Source organism: Empedobacter falsenii (genome assembly GCF_013488205.1).
GTDB lineage: Bacteria > Bacteroidota > Bacteroidia > Flavobacteriales > Weeksellaceae > Empedobacter > Empedobacter falsenii_C.
In genome coordinates, this window is sequence record NZ_CP040908.1 from 1,728,175 (window position 1) to 1,749,053 (window position 20,879).

At 29.2% G+C, this 20,879-nt stretch carries 27 protein-coding genes; 15 read left to right on the forward strand and 12 right to left on the reverse strand.

All coding sequences use genetic code 11. The annotated features are described in order from the left end of the window. Positions 1–19: 19 nt before the first annotated feature. The 3 genes from prfB to FH779_RS07960 are packed head-to-tail and all read right to left on the reverse strand — an operon-like array spanning position 20 to position 1,986. Positions 20–1,120, reverse strand: a complete 1,101-nt coding sequence (gene prfB, locus FH779_RS07950) for a peptide chain release factor 2 (protein WP_115000922.1) — start codon at positions 1,118–1,120, stop codon at positions 20–22. A 26-nt stretch (positions 1,121–1,146) separates the two neighbouring features. After that, the gene (locus tag FH779_RS07955) at positions 1,147–1,545 is read right to left on the reverse strand and encodes a hypothetical protein (protein ID WP_115000920.1); all 399 of its coding nucleotides are present in this window, start codon (positions 1,543–1,545) and stop codon (positions 1,147–1,149) included. A 33-nt stretch (positions 1,546–1,578) separates the two neighbouring features. After that, the gene (locus FH779_RS07960) at positions 1,579–1,986 is read right to left on the reverse strand and encodes a DUF6146 family protein (RefSeq protein ID WP_221627904.1); all 408 of its coding nucleotides are present in this window, start codon (positions 1,984–1,986) and stop codon (positions 1,579–1,581) included. 391 nt (positions 1,987–2,377) lie between these two features. On the opposite strand from FH779_RS07960, the gene FH779_RS07965 reads away from it, so the two are divergent. Beyond that, complete coding sequence (locus tag FH779_RS07965; protein ID WP_180906657.1) at positions 2,378–2,872, forward strand: hypothetical protein; 495 nt, start codon at positions 2,378–2,380, stop codon at positions 2,870–2,872. A 364-nt stretch (positions 2,873–3,236) separates the two neighbouring features. Here FH779_RS07965 and FH779_RS07970 read toward each other — a convergent pair whose 3' ends face one another. Then, the gene (locus tag FH779_RS07970; RefSeq protein WP_180906658.1) at positions 3,237–3,878 is read right to left on the reverse strand and encodes a DUF6266 family protein; all 642 of its coding nucleotides are present in this window, start codon (positions 3,876–3,878) and stop codon (positions 3,237–3,239) included. Positions 3,879–4,322: 444 nt separating this feature from the next. Between FH779_RS07970 and FH779_RS07975 the strand changes: the two genes are divergently transcribed. From FH779_RS07975 to FH779_RS08020, 10 genes are all read left to right on the forward strand, one after another. Further along, complete coding sequence (locus FH779_RS07975) at positions 4,323–4,781, forward strand: hypothetical protein (protein ID WP_180906659.1); 459 nt, start codon at positions 4,323–4,325, stop codon at positions 4,779–4,781. Next, positions 4,778–5,146, forward strand: a complete 369-nt coding sequence (locus FH779_RS07980; protein WP_180906660.1) for a hypothetical protein — start codon at positions 4,778–4,780, stop codon at positions 5,144–5,146. The genes FH779_RS07975 and FH779_RS07980 overlap by 4 nt, the downstream gene beginning before the upstream one ends. A 379-nt stretch (positions 5,147–5,525) precedes the next feature. Continuing rightward, the gene (locus tag FH779_RS07985; protein WP_180906661.1) at positions 5,526–6,089 is read left to right on the forward strand and encodes a hypothetical protein; all 564 of its coding nucleotides are present in this window, start codon (positions 5,526–5,528) and stop codon (positions 6,087–6,089) included. Between the two features lie 184 nt (positions 6,090–6,273). After that, positions 6,274–7,122 carry a hypothetical protein gene (locus tag FH779_RS07990; protein WP_180906662.1) on the forward strand — a complete coding sequence of 283 codons (849 nt, stop codon included), beginning with the start codon at positions 6,274–6,276 and terminating at the stop codon, positions 7,120–7,122. Then, positions 7,123–7,626, forward strand: coding sequence for an endonuclease V (locus FH779_RS07995; RefSeq protein WP_180906663.1), 504 nt, complete (start codon positions 7,123–7,125; stop codon positions 7,624–7,626). It abuts the gene before it with no gap. A gap of 123 nt (positions 7,627–7,749) precedes the next feature. After that, positions 7,750–8,169 (forward strand): hypothetical protein, encoded by a 420-nt coding sequence (locus FH779_RS08000; RefSeq protein WP_180906664.1) that lies wholly within the window; start codon positions 7,750–7,752, stop codon positions 8,167–8,169. A gap of 387 nt (positions 8,170–8,556) precedes the next feature. Further along, positions 8,557–9,246: a hypothetical protein gene (locus FH779_RS08005; protein ID WP_180906665.1), complete on the forward strand. Its 690-nt coding sequence runs from the start codon at positions 8,557–8,559 to the stop codon at positions 9,244–9,246. A 96-nt stretch (positions 9,247–9,342) separates the two neighbouring features. Further along, positions 9,343–9,687 (forward strand): arsenate reductase family protein, encoded by a 345-nt coding sequence (locus FH779_RS08010; RefSeq protein WP_180906666.1) that lies wholly within the window; start codon positions 9,343–9,345, stop codon positions 9,685–9,687. Positions 9,688–9,735: 48 nt separating this feature from the next. Further along, complete coding sequence (locus tag FH779_RS08015; RefSeq protein ID WP_038331196.1) at positions 9,736–9,963, forward strand: hypothetical protein; 228 nt, start codon at positions 9,736–9,738, stop codon at positions 9,961–9,963. A gap of 246 nt (positions 9,964–10,209) precedes the next feature. Then, entirely contained in the window at positions 10,210–10,701 is a 492-nt protein-coding gene (locus FH779_RS08020; protein WP_180906667.1) for a hypothetical protein, read from the forward strand. Positions 10,702–10,745: 44 nt separating this feature from the next. Here FH779_RS08020 and FH779_RS08025 read toward each other — a convergent pair whose 3' ends face one another. The 4 genes from FH779_RS08025 to FH779_RS08040 are packed head-to-tail and all read right to left on the reverse strand — an operon-like array spanning position 10,746 to position 12,996. Further along, the gene (locus FH779_RS08025; protein ID WP_180906668.1) at positions 10,746–11,672 is read right to left on the reverse strand and encodes an alpha/beta hydrolase; all 927 of its coding nucleotides are present in this window, start codon (positions 11,670–11,672) and stop codon (positions 10,746–10,748) included. Beyond that, entirely contained in the window at positions 11,669–12,265 is a 597-nt protein-coding gene (locus FH779_RS08030) for a hypothetical protein (protein WP_180906669.1), read from the reverse strand. Before FH779_RS08030 ends, FH779_RS08025 begins: the two co-directional genes overlap by 4 nt. Further along, positions 12,246–12,731 (reverse strand): PH domain-containing protein, encoded by a 486-nt coding sequence (locus FH779_RS08035; RefSeq protein ID WP_180906670.1) that lies wholly within the window; start codon positions 12,729–12,731, stop codon positions 12,246–12,248. The genes FH779_RS08030 and FH779_RS08035 overlap by 20 nt, the downstream gene beginning before the upstream one ends. Continuing rightward, positions 12,724–12,996, reverse strand: coding sequence for a DUF2089 family protein (locus FH779_RS08040; RefSeq protein WP_180906671.1), 273 nt, complete (start codon positions 12,994–12,996; stop codon positions 12,724–12,726). Before FH779_RS08040 ends, FH779_RS08035 begins: the two co-directional genes overlap by 8 nt. 125 nt (positions 12,997–13,121) lie before the next feature. On the opposite strand from FH779_RS08040, the gene FH779_RS08045 reads away from it, so the two are divergent. Next, complete coding sequence (locus FH779_RS08045) at positions 13,122–13,664, forward strand: lipocalin family protein (protein WP_038331617.1); 543 nt, start codon at positions 13,122–13,124, stop codon at positions 13,662–13,664. Between the two features lie 58 nt (positions 13,665–13,722). On the opposite strand, the gene FH779_RS08050 is transcribed toward FH779_RS08045, so the two are convergent. Both FH779_RS08050 and FH779_RS08055 read right to left on the reverse strand, forming a co-directional pair. Then, a complete protein-coding gene (locus FH779_RS08050) occupies positions 13,723–15,093 on the reverse strand; it encodes a peptidylprolyl isomerase (protein WP_244958045.1) in 1,371 nt (456 codons plus the stop codon). Positions 15,094–15,229: 136 nt separating this feature from the next. Beyond that, positions 15,230–16,096 carry a beta/alpha barrel domain-containing protein gene (locus tag FH779_RS08055; RefSeq protein WP_115000675.1) on the reverse strand — a complete coding sequence of 289 codons (867 nt, stop codon included), beginning with the start codon at positions 16,094–16,096 and terminating at the stop codon, positions 15,230–15,232. 64 nt (positions 16,097–16,160) lie between these two features. Between FH779_RS08055 and pepT the strand changes: the two genes are divergently transcribed. Further along, positions 16,161–17,402 carry a peptidase T gene (gene pepT, locus FH779_RS08060; protein ID WP_115000674.1) on the forward strand — a complete coding sequence of 414 codons (1,242 nt, stop codon included), beginning with the start codon at positions 16,161–16,163 and terminating at the stop codon, positions 17,400–17,402. Between the two features lie 88 nt (positions 17,403–17,490). Next, positions 17,491–18,159, forward strand: coding sequence for a head GIN domain-containing protein (locus FH779_RS08065; protein WP_038331627.1), 669 nt, complete (start codon positions 17,491–17,493; stop codon positions 18,157–18,159). A gap of 32 nt (positions 18,160–18,191) precedes the next feature. On the opposite strand, the gene FH779_RS08070 is transcribed toward FH779_RS08065, so the two are convergent. Together FH779_RS08070 and FH779_RS08075 are read right to left on the reverse strand one after the other, a co-directional pair. After that, positions 18,192–19,178 (reverse strand): DUF3810 family protein, encoded by a 987-nt coding sequence (locus FH779_RS08070; RefSeq protein WP_180906672.1) that lies wholly within the window; start codon positions 19,176–19,178, stop codon positions 18,192–18,194. An 85-nt stretch (positions 19,179–19,263) separates the two neighbouring features. Further along, positions 19,264–20,238 carry a bile acid:sodium symporter family protein gene (locus FH779_RS08075; RefSeq protein WP_180906673.1) on the reverse strand — a complete coding sequence of 325 codons (975 nt, stop codon included), beginning with the start codon at positions 20,236–20,238 and terminating at the stop codon, positions 19,264–19,266. 155 nt (positions 20,239–20,393) lie between these two features. Here FH779_RS08075 and FH779_RS08080 point away from each other — a divergent pair, with 155 nt between their 5' ends. Continuing rightward, on the forward strand, positions 20,394–20,732 hold the full coding sequence (locus tag FH779_RS08080) for a hypothetical protein (protein ID WP_180906674.1): 339 nt from the start codon (positions 20,394–20,396) through the stop codon (positions 20,730–20,732). The last annotated feature ends 147 nt before the right edge of the window (positions 20,733–20,879 follow it).

The following is a 20,879-nucleotide window of genomic DNA, read 5'->3' on the forward strand; positions in this document are numbered from 1 at the left end:
AAAGAAATTTAGGATAAAACTATTTTGACGTTTCTTTTTGTCCCATTAACATTAGAAACGATTTCAAGAATTCGTCTATATCACCGTTCATTACAGCATCTACATTACCTGTTTCAGTTCCTGTTCTGACGTCTTTTACCAATTTGTATGGATGCATCACATAATTACGAATTTGAGAACCCCATTCGATTTTCATCTTATTTGCTTCAATCTCATTACGTGCAGCCATTTTTTTCTCTAACTCAATCTTGTACAATTCAGATTTTAACATCTCCATTGCACGTTCGCGATTGGCTAACTGAGAACGTTCAACCTGACAAACAACCACAATTCCTGTAGGTTTGTGCGTTAACTGAACTTTCGTTTCAACCTTATTTACATTTTGTCCTCCAGCTCCTCCAGAACGAGAAGTTTGCAATTCGATATCTGCAGGATTGATTTCAATCTCGATTGTATCATCTACAATTGGTGAAACATAAACCGAAACGAAACTTGTATGACGTTTTGCATTACTATCAAAAGGCGAAATACGCACCAAACGATGCACACCATTTTCTCCTTTTAGATAACCGAAAGCAAATTCGCCATCAACCTCTAATGTTACCGTTTTTACACCTGCGACATCACCCGCTTGATAGTTTAATTCTTTTACTTTATACCCATGTTTTTCGGCCCACATCAAATACATACGCATCAACATAGAAGCCCAGTCACAAGATTCTGTACCTCCAGCTCCGGCAGTAATTTGAAGAATTGCACCAAGATTATCTCCTTCTTCTGAAAGCATATTCTTGAATTCTATATCTTCTAAAAGCTTAGCAACAACAGTATATTGTTCCATTACTTCTTCGTCACTTACTTCGCCTTCGCGATTAAATTCTACTAAAACTTCAACATCGTTTACAGCATTTGCAATTGTTTGGTATTCATCGATCCATTTCTTTTTACCACGCAGAACTTTCATAAAAGCTTCGGCTTCTTTCGGATTGTTCCAAAATTCAGGAGAAGCAGCATGTTCTTCTTCATTTTGCACTTCGATTTCTTTTTGTTCGATTTCCAAATATTCGTGCAAATCTTGTGTACGTTTTTGGATGTCTTTTAGTAATTCGTTGTTAAACATAATTGCAAATGTATAAAAATAGGAGGTTAAGCATTAATCACTTTATCATCTTTTCCGTTCCAAGAAAGAATTTTATAAGTAAAACCTTCTTCTGTTTTAATTTCTTGGTCTTTCAGCATCAAAAAAGTATCGTCCCAATCGCCATCATCATAACTAATTACCCAGAATAATTGGTTGAACAACAACCCTTCCAAAATATAAACAAGTTCTTCTACGCCATCTACTTCATAGGTTGTAAAAGGAAAAGAAGATTTGATCCAAATCTTATCATCATCCGAAGTCTGAATATAAAGATCAACAAAAGTTGATTTGTATTCATTCTCGATATGAAATTCTAATAATTCTGTATCTTTCTTGTGAAGCCCTGTGAAATCTGGAATTGCTTCAATGATTTGATTGTATATTTTGATTGAAAAATCGTTCATCTTTCTGAAATTAGCTTGCAAAAATAAACGATATTATCTAATTCTGACACGATATTTATGTTCAATAAATCGAAAAAAGTTAAATAATTTGTATTCAAAATCATAACCATAGTCAATAGAAGGATCCAAATCTATACTCACCGCATACAAATCAGGATTATATGTCATAGGTTGCATATGTCGTTGATTCCAAATCATCACATATTGGCGATTTTTTTGTTCGTAATATTCTTTCGAATAATATTCTTTGGGTAATGCAGTTGTTTTTAAATAAATATCATATTGAGGATCAAATACAACAATATCATAATCTCCATCTTCATTCGGCTCGAATTTTAATGAATTCTCATCTTTATTCGGAACTGAATTTTGTGTGGATTGATTGGTTGTACAAGCAAAAAATAGGAGAGAAACGCTGATGAATAAAAATAGCTTTTTCATAATCTTTAATTTAATTAAATATACTGAAAATTAATGAGAAGCTTGATTCTATTTAGTTTGATGATTGAAAGTTTTGAAGATTTTCTATTTTTATTAATCCGTTGCGCATCTTGAATAAAAATTCGTCAATTCGAGTGATTTTTAGAAATGTAATGAATAAAAATTGTATCGAGAATAGAATTTTATCTTTTAAAACCTTATTCTCGATACAAAATTCTAAAAGAATTTCACTCGAATTGACGGTTTTCATTGATAAAATTATCAAAATATACAACGGTTTTTTTATTAATAATTTCAAATACTAAGCTTTTAACTATCAATAAAATAATTATATTTGAGTATAATGATACGAAACTTGATTTCGTGAAAAAACAATGTTAGGCTATATTTTATGAACAATTATTGGATATTAATTAGTGTAGAGATTTTTGAAAAGCGAATTCTATCTTTTGGAGAAATTCCTAAAATTATTGAATTTTTATGGGATTATGATATTAGTAGTTATGGAGATTCAGCAACATTGTGTTGCTATGGGTACTTTAAAAATGAAAATAATATTTTAGAGAAAAAATATATAGGATATGTAACATTTATTCCAAATAATATCAAAGACTATTATAAAAAAGTCAATGATTTGGCGGTTGAAATATGTGATTTTGCAACGAAAGAATACAATGCAAAAATTTATTTTCCGTCTCAAGGAAAAATTGAGTTTGACTTTCAATCTTATGAAGAATTATATTTAATAAATCATAAACATTCATCACAAAATGAAAATTATGAGAAAAATATTAACTCATTAGATTCTAATTTAAACAAAAATACTTCTGAAGAAAATAAGGTAAACTTACGAGATAACAAAAAAAAAAATTTTACGATAAGTTAAAAAGTTGGTTAATAAAATAAAAACGTTGCCTATCATAGTAATGACAAAATGCGGGATTAAATATTAAGTAGAGAAAGTGTAAATATTTATCCGTCTCTATGATATATTCCCAAAAAAATAACCACATAGAAACATAGAACCAAATGATTTTCTGTTGAAATTAGTTGCTTATCTATTTGTATTTTCAACTAATCTTTACAAGTCATCATTGCAAAAACTATGTTTCTATGTGGTTAAAATAAATTTGAACAACATCTATAAAATTCTATTTCCGATACAATTTTTCTTCACTCTTTTACGTCGTTAATCAGAGTATTGTACCGAAAAATTACTCCAATCAACGAACTGCATTTCACAACTAAGCTTACACAACTGTATGCTCGCCAAGGTAGATACTGGTACTCGCCATCGTCTTTGTTTCACTATTCAGAAATGCCCAAAAATTCACTTTTTTGCCATTGTAATACGTTGGTAAAGCAATATCTATAATCATAGAATTACGAGTCTCAATACTTTGAAATACTTCAAACGAATTTAGTTCTTCACAATAGCAAATAACATTCACAAGATCCGAAGGTTGCGCATTACCTTGCCCAGAATTATCTTCCCAATTCATTTGGAAAGTATCCCCACCAGCCGTATCTATCGTAGGTTGCAAAAAGCCAACCAGATCACCTTTTGATACCAACACACGCTCCAACACAATAACAGGCAAATCATTCACCATTTCCAATGCATTGCTCAGCGTATAAGACGTCGCAATGTTGTAGCGCGATTTTAGCCCAACTCTATTCCCAAAATACAGATTAAGAATAGGACGAATTGGTTGCAAGAAACCAATCACTTGCTTGAATTTGATCTGTTGCATCAGTTGCAAATCAGTTGGTCGCCTTTTCGATTTTTTTGGTAAACTGCGGATAATGTCCTTACCGCGCCAATTAACCCCTACTACAGTTCCCACTTTTCCTGAGAATCCACCAAGGATTCCTTTTTTAATTTCTGCCATAATTGCAAGTTTTTATGATTAATATTCATAAAGTTAGCAACAGAAACAACAACATTTACAAAAACCCAATTTTGTGTCCACATTTGTCCGGTTCTGTCCACATTTGTCCACTTTTGTCCGGTTGCTTTTTATTCAATAATAGTATTATAGCAAAATAAAATCCTCGCTAAACCTCTATTCATCATAGGTAGATAAGATTCGTGTTTTTGATCGATTTTTAGCTTGTTCGACCATCGTTCGACCATTGTTCGACGAAACTTCGGAAAAACGGCATTCTCGTCGAAGAACGGTCGAAGAAAACACGGATGAAAGTGGGAGGAAAGTGGGAGGAAACTTGTAGAGTTGTAGTTTTTACAATAATGGGTTTAATTATGTTTTTTTGGTATATTTGGGAAAGAAATAAACTCAATATTTATCTTGAATAATCTGAACAAAAATAACACGATGAAAAAATTCCTTTACTTATTACCACTTATTTTATTATGGTCGTGCAATAATGAAGATGATATCATTACACCTGTTGAAAATAATTCGTTTACTGCCTATCCAAAAGGTTATTTTATAGCTACTGTAAATGGATATGATACAATAAAATTTGAATATCAAAACAATAAAGTAACCAAACGAATTGGTGAATGGTATATTATAGATCCGTATACAAGCTACGTTTACAAGTTTTCTAAATCATTGGAAACTAATATTAGCTACACAGATAAAACTGCAAGTCTAACTAAGTTTTCTAAATTAGATTGGTATCAATATCCAAATGATACACACGTATATACGTTGAATGGTCAACAAATTTCTGAGGCTACTTTAACTTACAAGGCAAGACCAAACTATACAGAAAAATATGTTTATACTTATGAAAACAACCAGATAATTACATCGATTTTCTGGTGACCGACCATTATTACACAAATGATTTAAGAAGTCGTAGAGATTTTCACTTTAATGCAAAGGGAAATTTAGATAGTTTGGTTTACAGAGATGCTGACTATGATTTTTATGATGAAGGTGTCCCTCCATATATTAACTACAAGAAGAAAGAGCGCAAAGTAACCACTTTCTCTAATTATGATCAATCGCAAAACCCATTTCAAAACTTAGGTGTTTTTACAGACTTGTATTATAAATCTTTGTCTAAAAATAACTTCCGTAAAACGCAAACAAGAGAATATGACGAAGAAGGGAAACCTACTCTAAATATTTCAGAATCTAGTTGGGATTATGAATATGTAAATGGAGAGGTAAAAGTTCTGAAATAACGTAAGCGAAATTAGAGGGGAATTTATAGAGTTGTAGTTTTACAATAAAGGGTTTGATTGTGATTATTTATTAAATTTTTGTATTCAATTTCGTGGACTATTATGTTAGTGACAACTAAATGAACGAGATGAGAAAAATATTATTCATAATTATTTTAAATACGATAATTTATCAGAATTATTAAATCAAGTAAATAAAATAGCCAGCCACTAATATAAGTTTGGAGCAATGGCAAGTAAAGGCAAAGTGGCAATCGTTATTTTAATTTATTAAATTTAAAAAGAAAAAGATGTTACTTAGTTTTGGTTAATCATAAGGTTTATTATATTTTAGAAGAACCAAGTTTCGTCATATTTGCTGTAACGTAAAAACAATATCGTGAAAGAATCATATAAACTCTTGTTTGGTTCAATATTCATTAGCTTTTTGGGATTTTATTTTATAAATAAAGATTCAAGATTTTTAAATTGGATAATTTTAATATTTGGAATTATAGGATTAATTCTTGGAATCTTAAAAATAATTTTTCCTACTACAAGAATTTTAATGAACTATAATGAAAAAGAAGAACTGTATAAACAAAACTTTTACGATTTTTTTAATGATGAAGGAGTTTTTGAATTTTATGGTGACGGATTTTATATTGATAAAATGGAAAATCCAGAATTGATTCAATGGAAGAAAATTAAGTCAATTATTGCTTATAAAAAAGATTTACTAACAACAGATTTAATTGTTGTTGAAATTATTACAGATAATAATGTATATAAAGTAAATGAAGAAACTCTAGGTTGGTTTTATTTTATAGACCAATTAAATAAAAGTTTAAATATTACAAATAAAAATTGGAGTATAGATATAACACAACCAGCATTTGCTCTAAATCTTACTTTAATTTATGACTCTCAAAATAGATCTTTGGAAGAATTTATGAAAGAATAAAATAACGACTATAGCTAAACTCAAACTAGATTTCATTAATAACTAAAAACCAAAAACCGATATCCGAAACGAGAGAGTGAATTTGTTAAATGTATCAAAGGTTAAATACACGAATTTCGTTGTACAAGAAAAATGTTTACATAACTATTAGATTTATAAACCTGTAATTATAATTTTATAACAAATGACTGAAATAATCAAACTTATCAAAGAAAATAAAACTGAAGAAATAATTCAAAATTATTCTGAATCGAGATTTAAAATTCACGAATTATTTGTTAATGTTTTAAAAGATAATTTAATTGATGACTACGAAAATATTGATTTTGAATCTGATAAATACCAAGAGGAATTTATTGAAGGTGTAGAGATTTTCAAAACATTGGTTGAAGCTGATTTACAAATGGAAGCAATGATGTTTTCTACTGTTTTGGTTTTTTTAGGTTATAAAACAGGTGAGTTTATTCATTTATTGTCCAATACGGCAATGAGTAAAGGTGTATATCTTTCGGAAATATCAAATTTCAAAATTGATGCACGTCTTAGAAATTCAATGCAGGAGTTTTACAATTCTATGGATGAGAACTATTTAGTACCAAAAGCAAATATTGCTGCTGCAAAAACAAGAGTTTCTCAAGCTATTTTCAATCAAATTACTAAAGCAGAATTTGGAAATGATATGCTACAAATGGGAATTAGTTATGAACAAATTAATGAAATCCAGATGTCAAAAAATATTTATCAAGGAGTGATGAACGATTTTGAATCTGAATCTGTAAAATTAAGTAGTGAATTATTTCCAGAAATAACACAAGTTGATGACAGAAATGAGAATGAAATTAAAGTTTATAAGAAAGCTAAAGAGTTATTAGAAAAAATTACAAATACTAAAACAGATGAACCTAAAAGAGTTCACATCAATGAAAATGTTTCTGATCAACAGTTAGTTGAAGAAATAAATAAAAAAAATGAAAAATTTAACAACAATGAAAATAGAAACCTTTTCTCAAAATTTAAAAAATGGCTTTCGTAAATGTTTGTAGCTGTTGATACATATTACTACGATAACAAGGCTAAAACAATTGCAATTACATTCAATAATTGGGAAGATTCTAATTATTCAAAACATTATTCCCAAGAATTAGAAATATCAGAAGAATACATTCCTGGAGAATTCTATAAAAGAGAATTGCCTTGTATATTAAGTATGTTGAAAAACTTCGACTTAGATTTTATTAAAGCAATTGTAATTGATGGATACGTTTTTTTAGATGACTTTGATACATATGGTTTAGGTGGGCATTTATACGAAAGTCTAAATAGAAAAATCCCCGTTATTGGGGTGGCAAAAACAAACTTTGCGTCTAACAAAGAAAATAAAGTAGAACTATTGAGAGGGAAAAGTATGAAACCACTTTATATAACTTCGATTGGAATTGATATTGAGGAAGCAAAGGAAAACATTTCAAAAATGTCTGGAGAATATAGATTCCCAACATTATTAAAAGAACTTGATAAATTGACGAAAGAAATATAAAAATGTTGTTTAGAATCGATTATTAATATGAATTATAATTGAGAATCTGTACACCATTACTTATTATGATAGAGTTAATAGTTTTTTTTAAAATAGTTTCGTCCTAGAATAAATTTATTAATAATGGAGAATAATAGAATTAATTTTTTATCTGATTGGCAACGTAGTTTTGCATTTGGATTGGGTAAAGTTATTTTTACTGAAAAAGATAGTAATAATAAAACCTTGCGTAAAATAATAATGTCAACAAATCAGTTTAATAATATTGTGGATTATCATTGGGAAAAATTTAGAAGTTTAAATACAAATAGTTTACTATATAAATACTTTGATAGGGATTATGTAGGAGAAAATGAGGAATGGGCAGTATATTCTGAAGTTTTAATTGAAAATATACATGAGTTTTTAAATCATTTAACTACGATTGATAAAAAAAATGAAGAATTAAACTTAGTAAGGAAAGAATATGAATATTTGATGAAGTTTTGTGAAGAATGTATAAAGAATAAGTCTAAGATTTATTTTCTAGCTGATAATTATTAATAAAACTGCTATTATAATTTTTTTCAAATTGTTAAATAACTATTTAAAAGAAAAATAACTCAAAAAGCTCTTTGATAAGAGCTTTTTTTATAGGTTGTTGCGAGTATTTTAATTTGTGTATATTAGTTGTTGTTGAATGAAATAGATTTTGTTTAGTTTCTTGAAACAAATTAGTTTTAACTTTTAAAAGAGAACAGTCAAAAATGTTTGATAAAAATAGTGTCTTATAATGTTTTACCTAAATATAATATTTTGTAAAACAAGTAATTATACTTCGATGAACTCAGAGGAATAATAGAAAATTAATCTATTTGTAACATTTATCCAATGCTGCTTTTGATATTTTTCGACTATTTTTATTACATACTTTAAAACATATACATTCTAATGAAAAAATTACTTTTACTTACCTTATTTGTTGTTTGTTTCTCATGTGAAGATGATGATAATAAATACAATTTGAAAGCTGGAATTGCGACTAAAATAAGTGGAGAAATAACAGACGAAGAAAATAAACCTTTTGCAAACGTTCGAATTCTCGTGAATGAATATAAAAAAGGAGGCGTAATGGGAATGGGTGAATTTGTAAAAATTGTCGATTCTGTATTTACAAATTCGGAAGGAAAGTATGAGAAAACGTTTTATACAACGGGTGCAGGTAGAGAATATAGATTAAGTATTACTGGAGCTCCAATTTTAACACAAGATTATTTTGGAGATGTTCGTGATGTAGTGATTAATAATATTGGAAAATCTTTTACCTACAATCATTCATTTATAAGACTCTATCCTTGTGATATTACGATTAATACAGAGAATACAACTATTTTTCCGTTATTAATAAGTCAAGGAACTACAAATATGAATCATTATCAAAATAATGATTATCGAATTCTTGAAAAAGGAATTGTTACAAAAAGATTTTATCTTGCGAAGAACTTCTTTCAACCTATTGATTTTTACAGAACTGTTTCCTCTACAAAATCTCAAAGAGCAAGTTATATTCTCGAACCAATAAAAGGAGCAGGAAATTATCCACAAGTATTAAGAATAGAAGATAAAGATTTTAATGATTAGAAAACTTTATTGATAGCTTTTATCTGTTTTTTTCTAATGATACTTACTTGTAAATCTTATTTTATTAACTTTATTTTTTTAAAAAAGATAATTAAAATGTACACAATATTACATAATTCCCGCTGTGGGAAAAGCAGAGATGCGATGAAAGTTTTAGAAGAATCTGGAAAAGATTTTGTAGTAAGAGAATATTTGAAAGAACCTTTAACGAAAAATGAATTGAAGGAAATTTTGACTAAACTAAATTTAAAACCGATTGATATTGTGCGTACAAATGAGGAAGATTGGAAAGCAAATTTCAAAGGAAAAGAACTTTCTGATGATGAAGTTTTGAATGCTTTGGTCGAATATCCAAAATTGATTCAACGCCCGATTGTAACTGATGAAAAAAGTGGAGTAGTAGGTCGTCCAAAAGAATTAGTAGTAGATTTTATTAAATAAAATTGGTTTGATAATTGTTAGTATTTCTAAAACTAAACATAAAAAGCTATGAAAATTTTAGAAGCATTAACAAAAAATCACACCGAGAAAGGAACTAAAATAGGTCTTTTAACAACTGCAGCTACAACAGGCGTCACTGTTGCTAAATTTCTAGGAAAAAGGTCTATTTATGGAATAATTGGAGGGATTGCTGTGACGTTGGCAGCAGAGTATATCCGAAAAAAATATGAGAAGAAAGTTGAAGCAGAGAATGAAACTGTTTTAGAGAATAAATAACAAAAATCCGAGCCAACAACTCGGATTTTTGTTATTATTAGTACTATACAAAACAAAGAGCAAAATTTCTTCTGCTCTTTGTTAAAAAAACTAACCAACCTTATACTATGAAAAATCTGTATAATCTTTAAACTCTTTTGTTACGAATCACAAATAAGAATTGTAAATTTAGAAATACAATTGATTTTTTAAATTGATGTAGATCAAGAAATAACAATCAAAGAGATAATTTTTAATAAACTAATTATGTATAAACTAATAAAATGTTTCGTTTTAACTTTTGCAATTCTAATGTTGAACTCTTGCGAGAAAAAAGAGCTCAAAACTAATCTTAAAACTCCTTCAAATAAAGAAATTGTAGTTGATAAACTTTCGGTTTCCGAATCAGATTATGGAGTAGGTTGTGTGACTGAATATTATAAAAAAGGAAGTAAAATGAAAGACGAAATCTATTTACAAACAAGCTCTAAAGACGAGTTAACTTGGGTAAATTATATTTCGATTAATGGAAAAAGAGAAGTTTTTTCTTCTAAAAATGATGATACCAAATCTACTGAAAATGACAATGGATATACGTTGCGTTTAGAAAATGATGATTATATAATCGAAATTCATGCAAAAATTGGAGAACAAAATATTGAATCTGATTCAGCTTTAGCTAATGGAACAATGACAATCACTCGAAAATCGGATAAAGAAACTACAACTATAAACTTTGAAGGAGGAACTGCTTGTTAGTCACTAACTATAAAAGACAAAGCAATTTGCTTTGTCTTTTATGATTATTTTTTGAAGATAAAATTAGAAATGACTTCGACTAATTCTGTATTTATTGGAAGTTTTGGGTTATTGTAAGAAGATAAATCATCTTTTGAAGTAACGTTTTTTAAAACGTGATTCATCCCTTTGATAATAACAGCAGATTTAGGAGAAAGGTTTTTAGCATTGTCCGTATCAACTTGTATATCCATATCACCTTGAATCACTAAAAAAGGAATAGTTAATTTATTGATTTCATTTACAGGATTATATTTAATCCAAGAAATTAAATAAGGTTGTACACTTTTACGAAATAATGCTGATAAATTAGGATTAATATTATTTACAGTATTTCCATTTTTCAAAGAATCTATAATAGCATACGATTCAGTTTTTAATTTTTCAGGAAGTTGAGTTAATTGTTTCTTAAGTATTTGGTCGATAGGTTCTCCAGGACCAGAAACTGAGATGAATTTGTCGACATTTTTTGTTGAAGCAAGCATTCCAATTAATGAACCTTCGCTATGTCCAGCTATTGAAATAGAACTAAATCTTTTATCTTTTTTTAAGAAAGTTACCCAATTACTTGCGTCTTCAACGTAATCATCAAATGTAAGTTTAGATTCGTCCAAATTAGCAATAGAACTTTCTCCAATTCCTCTTTTGTCATAGCGAATAGATGCAATTCCTTTTTCAGCTAAACTATGAGCTAAATATTTCAAAGAGTTATTAATCATCATATTATTATTTCCATTTCTATCCGTTGGTCCAGAGCCAGAAATTAATAAAACAATTGTTGTTTTAGATTTTACGTTTTGAGGTAAACATAATGTTCCAAATAATTTAATTTGATTTTCGTTAAGTTGAATATCTGATTCTGTGAAATTATTTGTTGATTGACCAAAAACTGTAGAACAAATAATTATAAAAACAAATAAAACTTTTTTCATATTTTTTGTGGTATTAATAATGATAATATTGAGGTTGAAATAATGATGAATAATAAGACAGCAATGAAAGCAAGAACTTGTTTGATGCTTTTCATGTTTGTAACCGTTTTGAAACCGATGTATAAATAATAGAACATCATACACAAGAAAAATATTGCGATAAAAGCTACAATTACAATGACAATCATTGTAGAAGCTTCGTGCAAAACTTCGAGATTATTTGCTGTAATTCCTTTCAAAACCTTGTCCATACTTTTGTTTACAATTGGAATAAAATCGGTGATGAATACAATGTAATAAGCGATTCTTGAGATTAGAACGACGTTTACAATGTCTATAATTCGTGTTCTGTTATTGATGATTTTTCCTAAAATGTAAAATAGGAGGATTGCAATTGCTAAATTTCTTGTGTTTTGATACAACAAATCGAGATAAGAATAAGAAATTCCATTTTTCTTGATGCTTAAAAAATCAGGGAAAAAAGATTCCGTTATTTTAGCGATGTATGTGAAAAAGAAATGGGAAAATAGCCCAATAATGAACAAGATTTTTTCATCGAAATATGCAAATGGATTAAGGAGTTTCTTTATCATTTTTTAGTGTATTTATTGTGTTAACAAATTCATCAGGCTCGTCGCAGCTCACCAAATATTTTACATTTTCTAATTCTATCGCAATAAGTTTTGTACGATTTTTTATATTGCATCGATAATTATCCATAGAAATTCCCATCAATCCATAAATGCCTCGTGCACCTATAATAATCAAATTATTTTGAGATTTTCTTGTAATAATTTTTACTTCATTTATCGGAATAGTTATCGTTTTAATTTTTGAAACAAGATAAATATTATTCAAATCAACTTTAATTTTATTTAACGAAAAAAGATAACATCCAATAATTATTGGAATTACAATTCCCCAATAGAGAAGTAATGTAGGGTTAAAATTTTTTTCATTATATGTTACAGATAAACCGATTAAAATTAGAAATACAATTAATATATATGTAGTTACCTTAAAAAATGGCGACATCGATACTGAAAATTCTTTATTCATCGGACATTGTTTTTATTTTATTAATCAAATCATCTACTTTATTTCTCATCGTTGGATAGCTGACTTCAAATTCTTTTGCCATGTCTTTTAAACTTCCTGAATTGACAAAGAATTGCATAATAAATGCTTGTTCTTCATTTGTAAGTTTCAGAAATAAAGGAAGTTCATAGTTTCCTACAACTTGTGTTTCGCAATGGTTGCAAATTAATTTTTCGACAGCTAATTCTTCGGTACAACTGGGGCATATAACAGGAAGTTTTTTCATTAGATTAAATAATATTAAAATTAGTTTTAATAAAATTAAATAAAACTTTAATTAATTCAAAATGTAAAATCATATTTTTTCAACTTTAATATTATTGATACATTTGCAACCTAAGTTTTAGTAAAATGAATTTTAAGAAATTAGCCCTTGCAGCATTGGCGTTAGGGACAACAGCATATATCGTTAATCACAATAAGAAAAATGTAAAATACAAACCTGCTCAAAATTTTGATTTAGGTGGATTTTTAGGACGTTGGTACGAAATTGCACGTTTAGAAAATAAAGCGCAAAAAGGACAAACAAATGTGACGCATCGTTTTAATTTGAACGAAGAAAATGGACAGTTAGAAGTAATTGTGCGAGGATATAATGCAAAGAAAAAAGGGTGGGAAAAGATTGAAGGAATTGCAACGCAAGACATCGAAAATGTTGGGTTGTTCTCGACTACGTTTTTACCAATTTTTGCAAAGAAATTATATGTTATCGATTTTGATAAAGATTACAATAATGTATTAGTTGCAAGTGAAGATTATAAAAAGTTATGGATTCTATCACGTAAGAAAGAGATTTCGGATAAGGTAAAAGACAGATTTTCTGATTCGGCAAAGAAAGTAGGGTTTGATCCAAGTAAATTAATTTGGCCTTCTCAAGTTCCGATTGCGAAATAAGATTATTTATTTTTAGACATAAAAAAACCTCGAGAAATTCTCGAGGTTTTTTGTTCTATTATTTTTGGTTTTTCTTTTCCCAATCGATCGGGAAATTACAACTTTGGTATTCTTTTCCAATTTTAATGTAAGCATCACCAACTTGACGTTTTACCCAATCCATCAACAATGTACGTTCTTTATCTTGAACTGCAAATTTTTGAATTCTATAGTAATCATCTTGGTAATTGATTTTATGCTCTGGATAAAATTTATTGATTTTTAAGATTCTTAAAGCTTTTCTGTTATCAAAATCATCTTCGAAAACTTGAGAAATATCTCCTTCATTCAATGTTGCAATCGCTGTAAACATTGGTAGAGGTAAAGCCATTTTCTCGAAACGATCGTCACCAGAATTTTGGTTCATGATATTTCCTGAGTTAAATTTTGTGTATTTATCATCAGAAAATCTTAATGCAGCATCTTTAAATGTCATTTTTCCGTCGTTAATTAAAACTCGAATCGAATCTAATTTATTATAAGCCTTTTTTATTTCTTCTTCCGTTGGTTTCAACGTAATCAAGATATGACGCAAATCTAATTCTTGTCCACGACGTTTTTCTAACTTAATAATATGATATCCAAAATCAGTTTTGAATGGATCAGAAATTTCACCTTCTTGTAAGTTAAACGCAACCGCATCAAACTCTTTTACCATTTTACCACGAGAAACTTTTTTGTATTCACCTCCGTTACTTGCGGAACCTGGATCTTCTGAATATAAAATTGCTTTCGTTGCAAAAGAGGCACCTTCTTCAATTTCTTTTTTGATTTCTTTTAATTGATCGATAATCTTTTGTTGATTTTCTTGTGAAACTTCAGGATAAGTTACAATATGGCTAATCGAAACTTCGTCTTTCACGTCTGGTAATTCACCTTGGTGTTTTTCGAAAAACATACGAACTTCTTCTGGTGTTGCATCAGCACCTTTTACAACCATTTCTCTTTTGTTACGCGCATAAATATTATCTTCAACGATATATTTAGTTTCGTTTTTCATTTCCGCCATTGTACGGAATCCGAAATAGTCTAAAATTTGTTTTTCTCCTCCAGCTTGAGCAATCCAACCTTCGATTTGGCTATTTAATTGACGAGTTACCTCATCTTGTGTCACTTTGATTAAAGTATCTTGTTTTGCACGATCAACCAACATTTTGTCTAACATAATGTCGTTTAGGAAATCACATTTGTCTTCGACTTGCATCCCTTGTTGTTTTGACATTAAATAATCTCGATCTACATCAGACTCTAAAACAATCTGATCTCCGACAACAGCAGCTATACCATCTACTTTAGCAAGACGTTTTGGTGTTGGTTTTGCTGTTTGTGCAAAAGTATTTACCGTAAATAATGCTGCAATTAGCAACATCATACTCGATTTAAATTTCATATACTTTAATTTCATTTTAATATTCTAAGCTCGATAAAAAAACTTACCGATGAGCAAATTTAACTTTTTTTGTTAAAGTCCAACATATTTTAATTTCCTTTAACAAAAGAATTGATTTTTTAGTTTATTGTTAAGATTAAACTAAGCCAAATGTACGCAAAGAAACATTCCAAGCAGATTCGAAATCAAAAAGATTCAAACCATGTTTTTCTTTGTGCTCATTTGCGAAACTAATTAACTTTTCGGTTGGCATATTTCCGACCATATCACTTTTTGACATTGGACAACCGCCCAAACCTTTTATAGCACCATCAAAACGACGACAACCATTATCATAAGCGGCTTGTACTTTAGAATGCCATTCGGTATAAACGGTATGAAAATGTGCACCAAATTCAATTTCTGGATAATGAGGAATCAAATTTTGAAACAAATCAACAATTGTTTTTTCGTCTGCAACGCCAATTGTATCTGATAAATTGATTGAAGAAATTCCGATATCAGCCATTTTTTTCGACCATTCTTTTACGATTTCTTCATTCCAAGTTTCTCCATAAGGATTTCCAAACGCCATCGATAAATAAATTAACATATGTTTACCATTATCATTTGCAATTTGGTTGATTTCTTTCACCATTTCAAATGCTTCTTCACGACTTTTATTCGTGTTGAATTGCTGAAAATTCTCTGAAATAGAAAAAGGAAATCCAATAATATCAACTTTTTCGTGTTCAGCAGCTTTTATTGCGCCACTTTTATTGGCAACAACAACAGACAATTTCGATTTTGAATTGGTTTTATCAATATTATCTAAAACTTCTTTCGTATCCGCCATCTGTGGAATCGCTTTTGGCGAAACAAAACTTCCACAATCTATCGCTTCAAAACCAACAGTCAATAAACGATTTAAGTAATCAATTTTCTTGTCAGTTGGTATAAAATCTTTGCGTCCTTGCATCGCATCACGTGGACATTCAATAATTTTAAAAGTTAGCTCACTCATTTTTTTGGTTTATTTGCGCCTTAAAGGTAGATAATTTAGTAATTTTGACAAAAATTAAAACGCAATGCAAACAGAATGGAGAGAAAAGTTGGTAACACGCTTTTTGAAATATGTTAAAACTTACACTGAAAGTGAAGCTTTTTTAGATAAATTTCCAAGTACAGACCGTCAATGGGATTTAGCAAATTATTTGGTTGAAGAGTTAAAACAAATCGGTTTAGAAGATGTTTCAATAGATGAAAACGGGTATGTTTTTGGATATGTTCCTTCTACAGTTGATCACGAAGTGCCTACTATTGGTTTTGTTTCTCATATGGATACATCGCCAGATTTTTCTGGAGAAAATGTACAACCTCAAATTTGGGAAAATTACGATGGTGGAGATATCAAATTGAACGAATCAATGATTTTATCACCAAACGAATTCCCTGAATTATCTCAATATAAAGGTCAAACAATCATTACAACTGATGGTACAACATTATTAGGTGCTGATGATAAAGCTGGTGTTGCTGAAATTGTAACAGCTGCAGAATATTTGATTGCTCATCCAGAAATTAAACATGGACGTATCGCTATTGGATTTACACCTGACGAAGAAGTTGGTCGTGGAGCAGATTTTTTTAATGTAGAGAAATTTGGAGCTGAATGGGGGTATACAATGGATGGTTCTGAAATTGGAGAATTAGAGTACGAAAACTTTAATGCTGCATCTGGTATTGTTACAATCAAAGGTAAATCTGTTCACCCAGGTTATGCGAAAGATAAGATGATTAATGCATCTAATATTGCAATGGAGTTTGCTGCACAATTACCAAACGACGAAGTTCCTGAATTAACTGATGGTCGCGAAGGATTTTTCCATTTAGCTAAAATTACAGGAAATGTATCTGAAGCAAAAATGGTGTACATTATCCGTGATCACGATATGGAGCAATATGAAGCGCGTAAAGCTTTATTTTTACAAATTGCTGCTGATATTCAAGAGCGTTTTGATCATGAAGTAATTACAGCAGAAGTTTCTGATCAATATTTTAATATGATTGAGAAAGTAAAAGAGAAATTTCAATCAGTTGAAATCGCAGAACAAGCTTTGAAAGATTGTGGAGTTACGCCAAATATCAAACCAATTCGTGGTGGTACAGACGGAGCTCGTTTATCTTTTATGGGATTACCTTGTCCTAATATCTTTGCTGGAGGTCACAATTTCCACGGACCTTACGAATATGTTCCAGTAGAATCTATGGAAAAAGCGACAGAAATTATTGTACGTATTGCAGAATTAACAGCTGAAGGAGCGAAATAATTCTTACAATATATCTTAAAAATAACTTAAGTTTTCTTTTTTGGTTTAAATTTTGTGTAATTTCAAATCAAATTAGAAAACTTTTTTTATGAAAAATATCGTATTGTCAGCAGCCGCTATATTTTGTTCAACTTTTGCGTTTGCGCAAGAAGAGATAAATGTTGGAGATTTTAATATCTTAAAAGTTTATGATAAAATTCCGGTTGAGTTAATTTCTTCGAACGAAAACTTAGTAAAAATAGATGGAGTTAATGCGAGCGATGTTCAAGTTGAAAATAACAAAGGTGAACTGAAATTGAAAATGACAGGAACCAAATTGATGCAAGGAGGAGAAGCAACGGTTAAGGTTTATTACAAATCGTTATACGAAATTCAGGCAAGTCAAGGTTCTCGTATTTATTCTGATGATGTCGTAAAATCACAAGCATTGTATTTGACATCTAACGAAGGTTCATCTATCAAATTACCAATCGAAACCTCAAAATTAGAAGTCAAAATAAATTCTGGTGCAGAAGTAATTTTAACTGGTGATACTGAATTTCAGACTGTAATTGCAAATTCTGGAGGAAAATATTATTCGAAAACATTAAATTCTGATACAGCAAGTTTAACAACAAATGCTGGAGGAGTAATAGAAGCGAGAGCAGAGAAATCTGTAGATGCAAAAACTAGAGCAGGTGGAGTGATTGATATTTATGGTAATCCTACGCAGCGTAATCAGAAAAAATTAGCTGGCGGAAAAATTAATTTTAAATAATTAGAACTTTAACAATAATAGAAAAGCAACGATTAATTCGTTGCTTTTTTTGTTTGATATAACAAGTAAATCAATTCGACATATTTGCTATAACTTATCGTTCCTTCTTGGTTATTTGCCTTCAAAAACTGATTATTTAATTCAGAAAAAGTATCGCTCGTAGCGCCTTCATATTTCAAATAATGTTTTAATTCGGCTTTTCTGTCTTGCTTTATTTTAGAATGCATATTATCCAATTCCATTTTTACAAAATACGGATCAGATTTGTAAATAGCGCCTAAAAGTGTGTAAATACTTTTGTAATAAACTGAATAATTAATTTCAGGATTTTTAGATTTTGTGCCTAAATAATAAGCCAAAAAATTAGCTTCACTTTCTGATGCAAATCCCATTTGATGCCCATATTCGTGAAAAAGTGTAGCAGGTTGTTTTAAATTTGTATTGTATCGATTCAGATTTGCTTCTACCGTAAAAGGATTATAGTATCCCAAAATTCCCATATAATTTTGCATTTCCGAAATCCAAGATAATTTGTAATGTGTATCACTTAATAATCGATAATTTTTCAACCATTTTACATTTTTTACTTGAGATTGTAAAGCAAAAAACTCTTGGTTATATTCTTCTAAATCTGATTTGAATTTTATAGTGGTTGTCGAATCATTGTGTTCGATTAAATTTCTTGCTGATATTGCTTTATCAAGTTCGTAGCAATAGATTTCTTTCAGAATTTTAGGTTGAATAACGATTTTTTCTTTGTCAATTGTTAATGTTTCTTTTTTGTACATCACGCCCCAAGCAAACGTGTAAATAAAGTAAATACAATTTACAAAAATCATAATGTAATAAATTGAATGCGAAACTTTTTCTTTTGATTTAAAAAAACTTCGAATCAATTTAAAAATCAGTACAAAGCCGATTATTCCAATGATTAAATAAAATAATTCTCCAACAGGAAAATGAACTGAATTCGTGATTTTTGCAATAAATCCTGAAATTGGAAATGTAAGATGATTCACGATAAAATCTTCAACGCTTTCTATTGAAAATAGTACCGAAAATAAAATAATTTGAAATAGAAAGATAAGGATACTTCGATAAGTTTTATTCAACTTCTTTAGCATATTGATTGGCGATATAACTGATATAAATTAACTGAAAAGTGTGGTAAAGCATAATCGGAATCAAATAAATACCGATATCTCCCGTGAAAATAACTGCTGCAATTACCGAGCCATGAACCAATGATTTTTTTGTCGAACAAAATTGAATGGTGATATCATCTTCTCGATTAAAATTCATTTTCTTAGCAATCCATTTTGAAAGATTAAAAAAGAAAAAGAACAACGCAACTACAATTATGAAAACAGCCAACAACGGAAGAACGCCTAATTTTGTAAATAATCCATCTAAAAAAGTATGACTAAAACTGTTGTAAACAATAAGTACAATGGTAAGTTTATCTAAATTCCCGAATTGCTTTTTATATTTATTATAAAAGAATCCTAAATAAGGTTGTAAAAGTGCGCCAACAAAAACAGGTAAAATAATTTTAAGAACCAAATCCAAAAAAGTAGCTAATAAATCAAATTCACCATTATTTTTTGATAAAAACAAACTCATCCAAAGTGGTGTAACAACAATACCTATTAATCCAGAAATACTTGCATTAAAAATAGCACTTGGTATGTTTCCTTTTGCAATCGAAACCATTACAACTGACGAAGAAACGGTACTTGGTAACGCGGCTAAATAAAATATTGCGACATAAAGTGTAAAATAAACTGGGTAACTTTTTACCAACGGATAAAAACACAAGACTAATAATGGGAAAAAGATAAATGTAATAGATTGAATCAAGACATGCATTTTCCAATTTGCTAAATCCTTGAAAACTTCTTTCCAATTAAGTTTTAACCCATAAAAAAAGAATACTAGAATAACGCCAATATCAATTACTGTGTTCAGATTAAAATCTTTGTAAGACCACAAACTAATATCAGGGAAAAAATAGGCAACAACAATGGCTAGAAATAAAAATAGAATAAAAGGGTCGGGTAATTTGTTTAAAATTTTCAAAATCAATAAAATTTAAACAAAAATAATAAATAAGATTATAAACATTTATTAAATATTTATGACTTTACTTAAACACAGTAACTGTATAACGTTAACTATTTGTAAATTCAATAACTTTTTTTTATATTTGTACTTACATACCTTAAAACTAACTTATGAATACATGCCTACAGTGCAACCAAACACTATTTGGTCGAAAAGACAAAAAGTTCTGCAATGATTTTTGTCGTAATTCTTATAATAATAATCTTAATCGAGATAAAGTTGAAATTGTTCGTAATATTAATAACAGATTAAGAAAGAATAATCGTATATTGAAAACTTTATTAGATGAAGGAATTCGTTCGGTAAATAAAACCGAATTGAGTTTGAGAAACTTTGATTTTAAGTACATTACAAATGTAGATGAATCAAAAAACGGCACGATTTTTTATGTGTACGATGTTGGATACCAAGAGTTAAACGAAGAAAATTATTTATTATTTCAGGAATAAATTTTTATTTTTTTATTGAAAAAAGCGCGTCAACATGTTGATGCGCTTTTATATTTTAACTAAATCTATTCTTTTTTATTCGTTATATTTTATATGACTAATTTCTGTGGTAATTAAGTTTAACTTTCTAAAATAACTTAACTTTGC

Bases quoted from the DNA above. Each gene is read 5' to 3' on its own strand.
- prfB (WP_115000922.1), bottom strand. From the start codon at position 1,120: ATGTTTAACAACGAATTACTAAAAGACATCCAAAAACGTACACAAGAT.
- FH779_RS07955 (WP_115000920.1), bottom strand. From the start codon at position 1,545: ATGAACGATTTTTCAATCAAAATATACAATCAAATCATTGAAGCAATT.
- FH779_RS07960 (WP_221627904.1), bottom strand. From the start codon at position 1,986: ATGAAAAAGCTATTTTTATTCATCAGCGTTTCTCTCCTATTTTTTGCT.
- FH779_RS07965 (WP_180906657.1), top strand. From the start codon at position 2,378: ATGAACAATTATTGGATATTAATTAGTGTAGAGATTTTTGAAAAGCGA.
- FH779_RS07970 (WP_180906658.1), bottom strand. From the start codon at position 3,878: ATGGCAGAAATTAAAAAAGGAATCCTTGGTGGATTCTCAGGAAAAGTG.
- FH779_RS07975 (WP_180906659.1), top strand. From the start codon at position 4,323: ATGAAAAAATTCCTTTACTTATTACCACTTATTTTATTATGGTCGTGC.
- FH779_RS07990 (WP_180906662.1), top strand. From the start codon at position 6,274: ATGACTGAAATAATCAAACTTATCAAAGAAAATAAAACTGAAGAAATA.
- FH779_RS07995 (WP_180906663.1), top strand. From the start codon at position 7,123: ATGTTTGTAGCTGTTGATACATATTACTACGATAACAAGGCTAAAACA.
- FH779_RS08000 (WP_180906664.1), top strand. From the start codon at position 7,750: ATGGAGAATAATAGAATTAATTTTTTATCTGATTGGCAACGTAGTTTT.
- FH779_RS08005 (WP_180906665.1), top strand. From the start codon at position 8,557: ATGAAAAAATTACTTTTACTTACCTTATTTGTTGTTTGTTTCTCATGT.
- FH779_RS08010 (WP_180906666.1), top strand. From the start codon at position 9,343: ATGTACACAATATTACATAATTCCCGCTGTGGGAAAAGCAGAGATGCG.
- FH779_RS08015 (WP_038331196.1), top strand. From the start codon at position 9,736: ATGAAAATTTTAGAAGCATTAACAAAAAATCACACCGAGAAAGGAACT.
- FH779_RS08020 (WP_180906667.1), top strand. From the start codon at position 10,210: ATGTATAAACTAATAAAATGTTTCGTTTTAACTTTTGCAATTCTAATG.
- FH779_RS08025 (WP_180906668.1), bottom strand. From the start codon at position 11,672: ATGAAAAAAGTTTTATTTGTTTTTATAATTATTTGTTCTACAGTTTTT.
- FH779_RS08030 (WP_180906669.1), bottom strand. From the start codon at position 12,265: ATGATAAAGAAACTCCTTAATCCATTTGCATATTTCGATGAAAAAATC.
- FH779_RS08035 (WP_180906670.1), bottom strand. From the start codon at position 12,731: ATGAATAAAGAATTTTCAGTATCGATGTCGCCATTTTTTAAGGTAACT.
- FH779_RS08040 (WP_180906671.1), bottom strand. From the start codon at position 12,996: ATGAAAAAACTTCCTGTTATATGCCCCAGTTGTACCGAAGAATTAGCT.
- FH779_RS08045 (WP_038331617.1), top strand. From the start codon at position 13,122: ATGAATTTTAAGAAATTAGCCCTTGCAGCATTGGCGTTAGGGACAACA.
- FH779_RS08050 (WP_244958045.1), bottom strand. From the start codon at position 15,093: ATGAAATTTAAATCGAGTATGATGTTGCTAATTGCAGCATTATTTACG.
- FH779_RS08055 (WP_115000675.1), bottom strand. From the start codon at position 16,096: ATGAGTGAGCTAACTTTTAAAATTATTGAATGTCCACGTGATGCGATG.
- pepT (WP_115000674.1), top strand. From the start codon at position 16,161: ATGCAAACAGAATGGAGAGAAAAGTTGGTAACACGCTTTTTGAAATAT.
- FH779_RS08065 (WP_038331627.1), top strand. From the start codon at position 17,491: ATGAAAAATATCGTATTGTCAGCAGCCGCTATATTTTGTTCAACTTTT.
- FH779_RS08080 (WP_180906674.1), top strand. From the start codon at position 20,394: ATGAATACATGCCTACAGTGCAACCAAACACTATTTGGTCGAAAAGAC.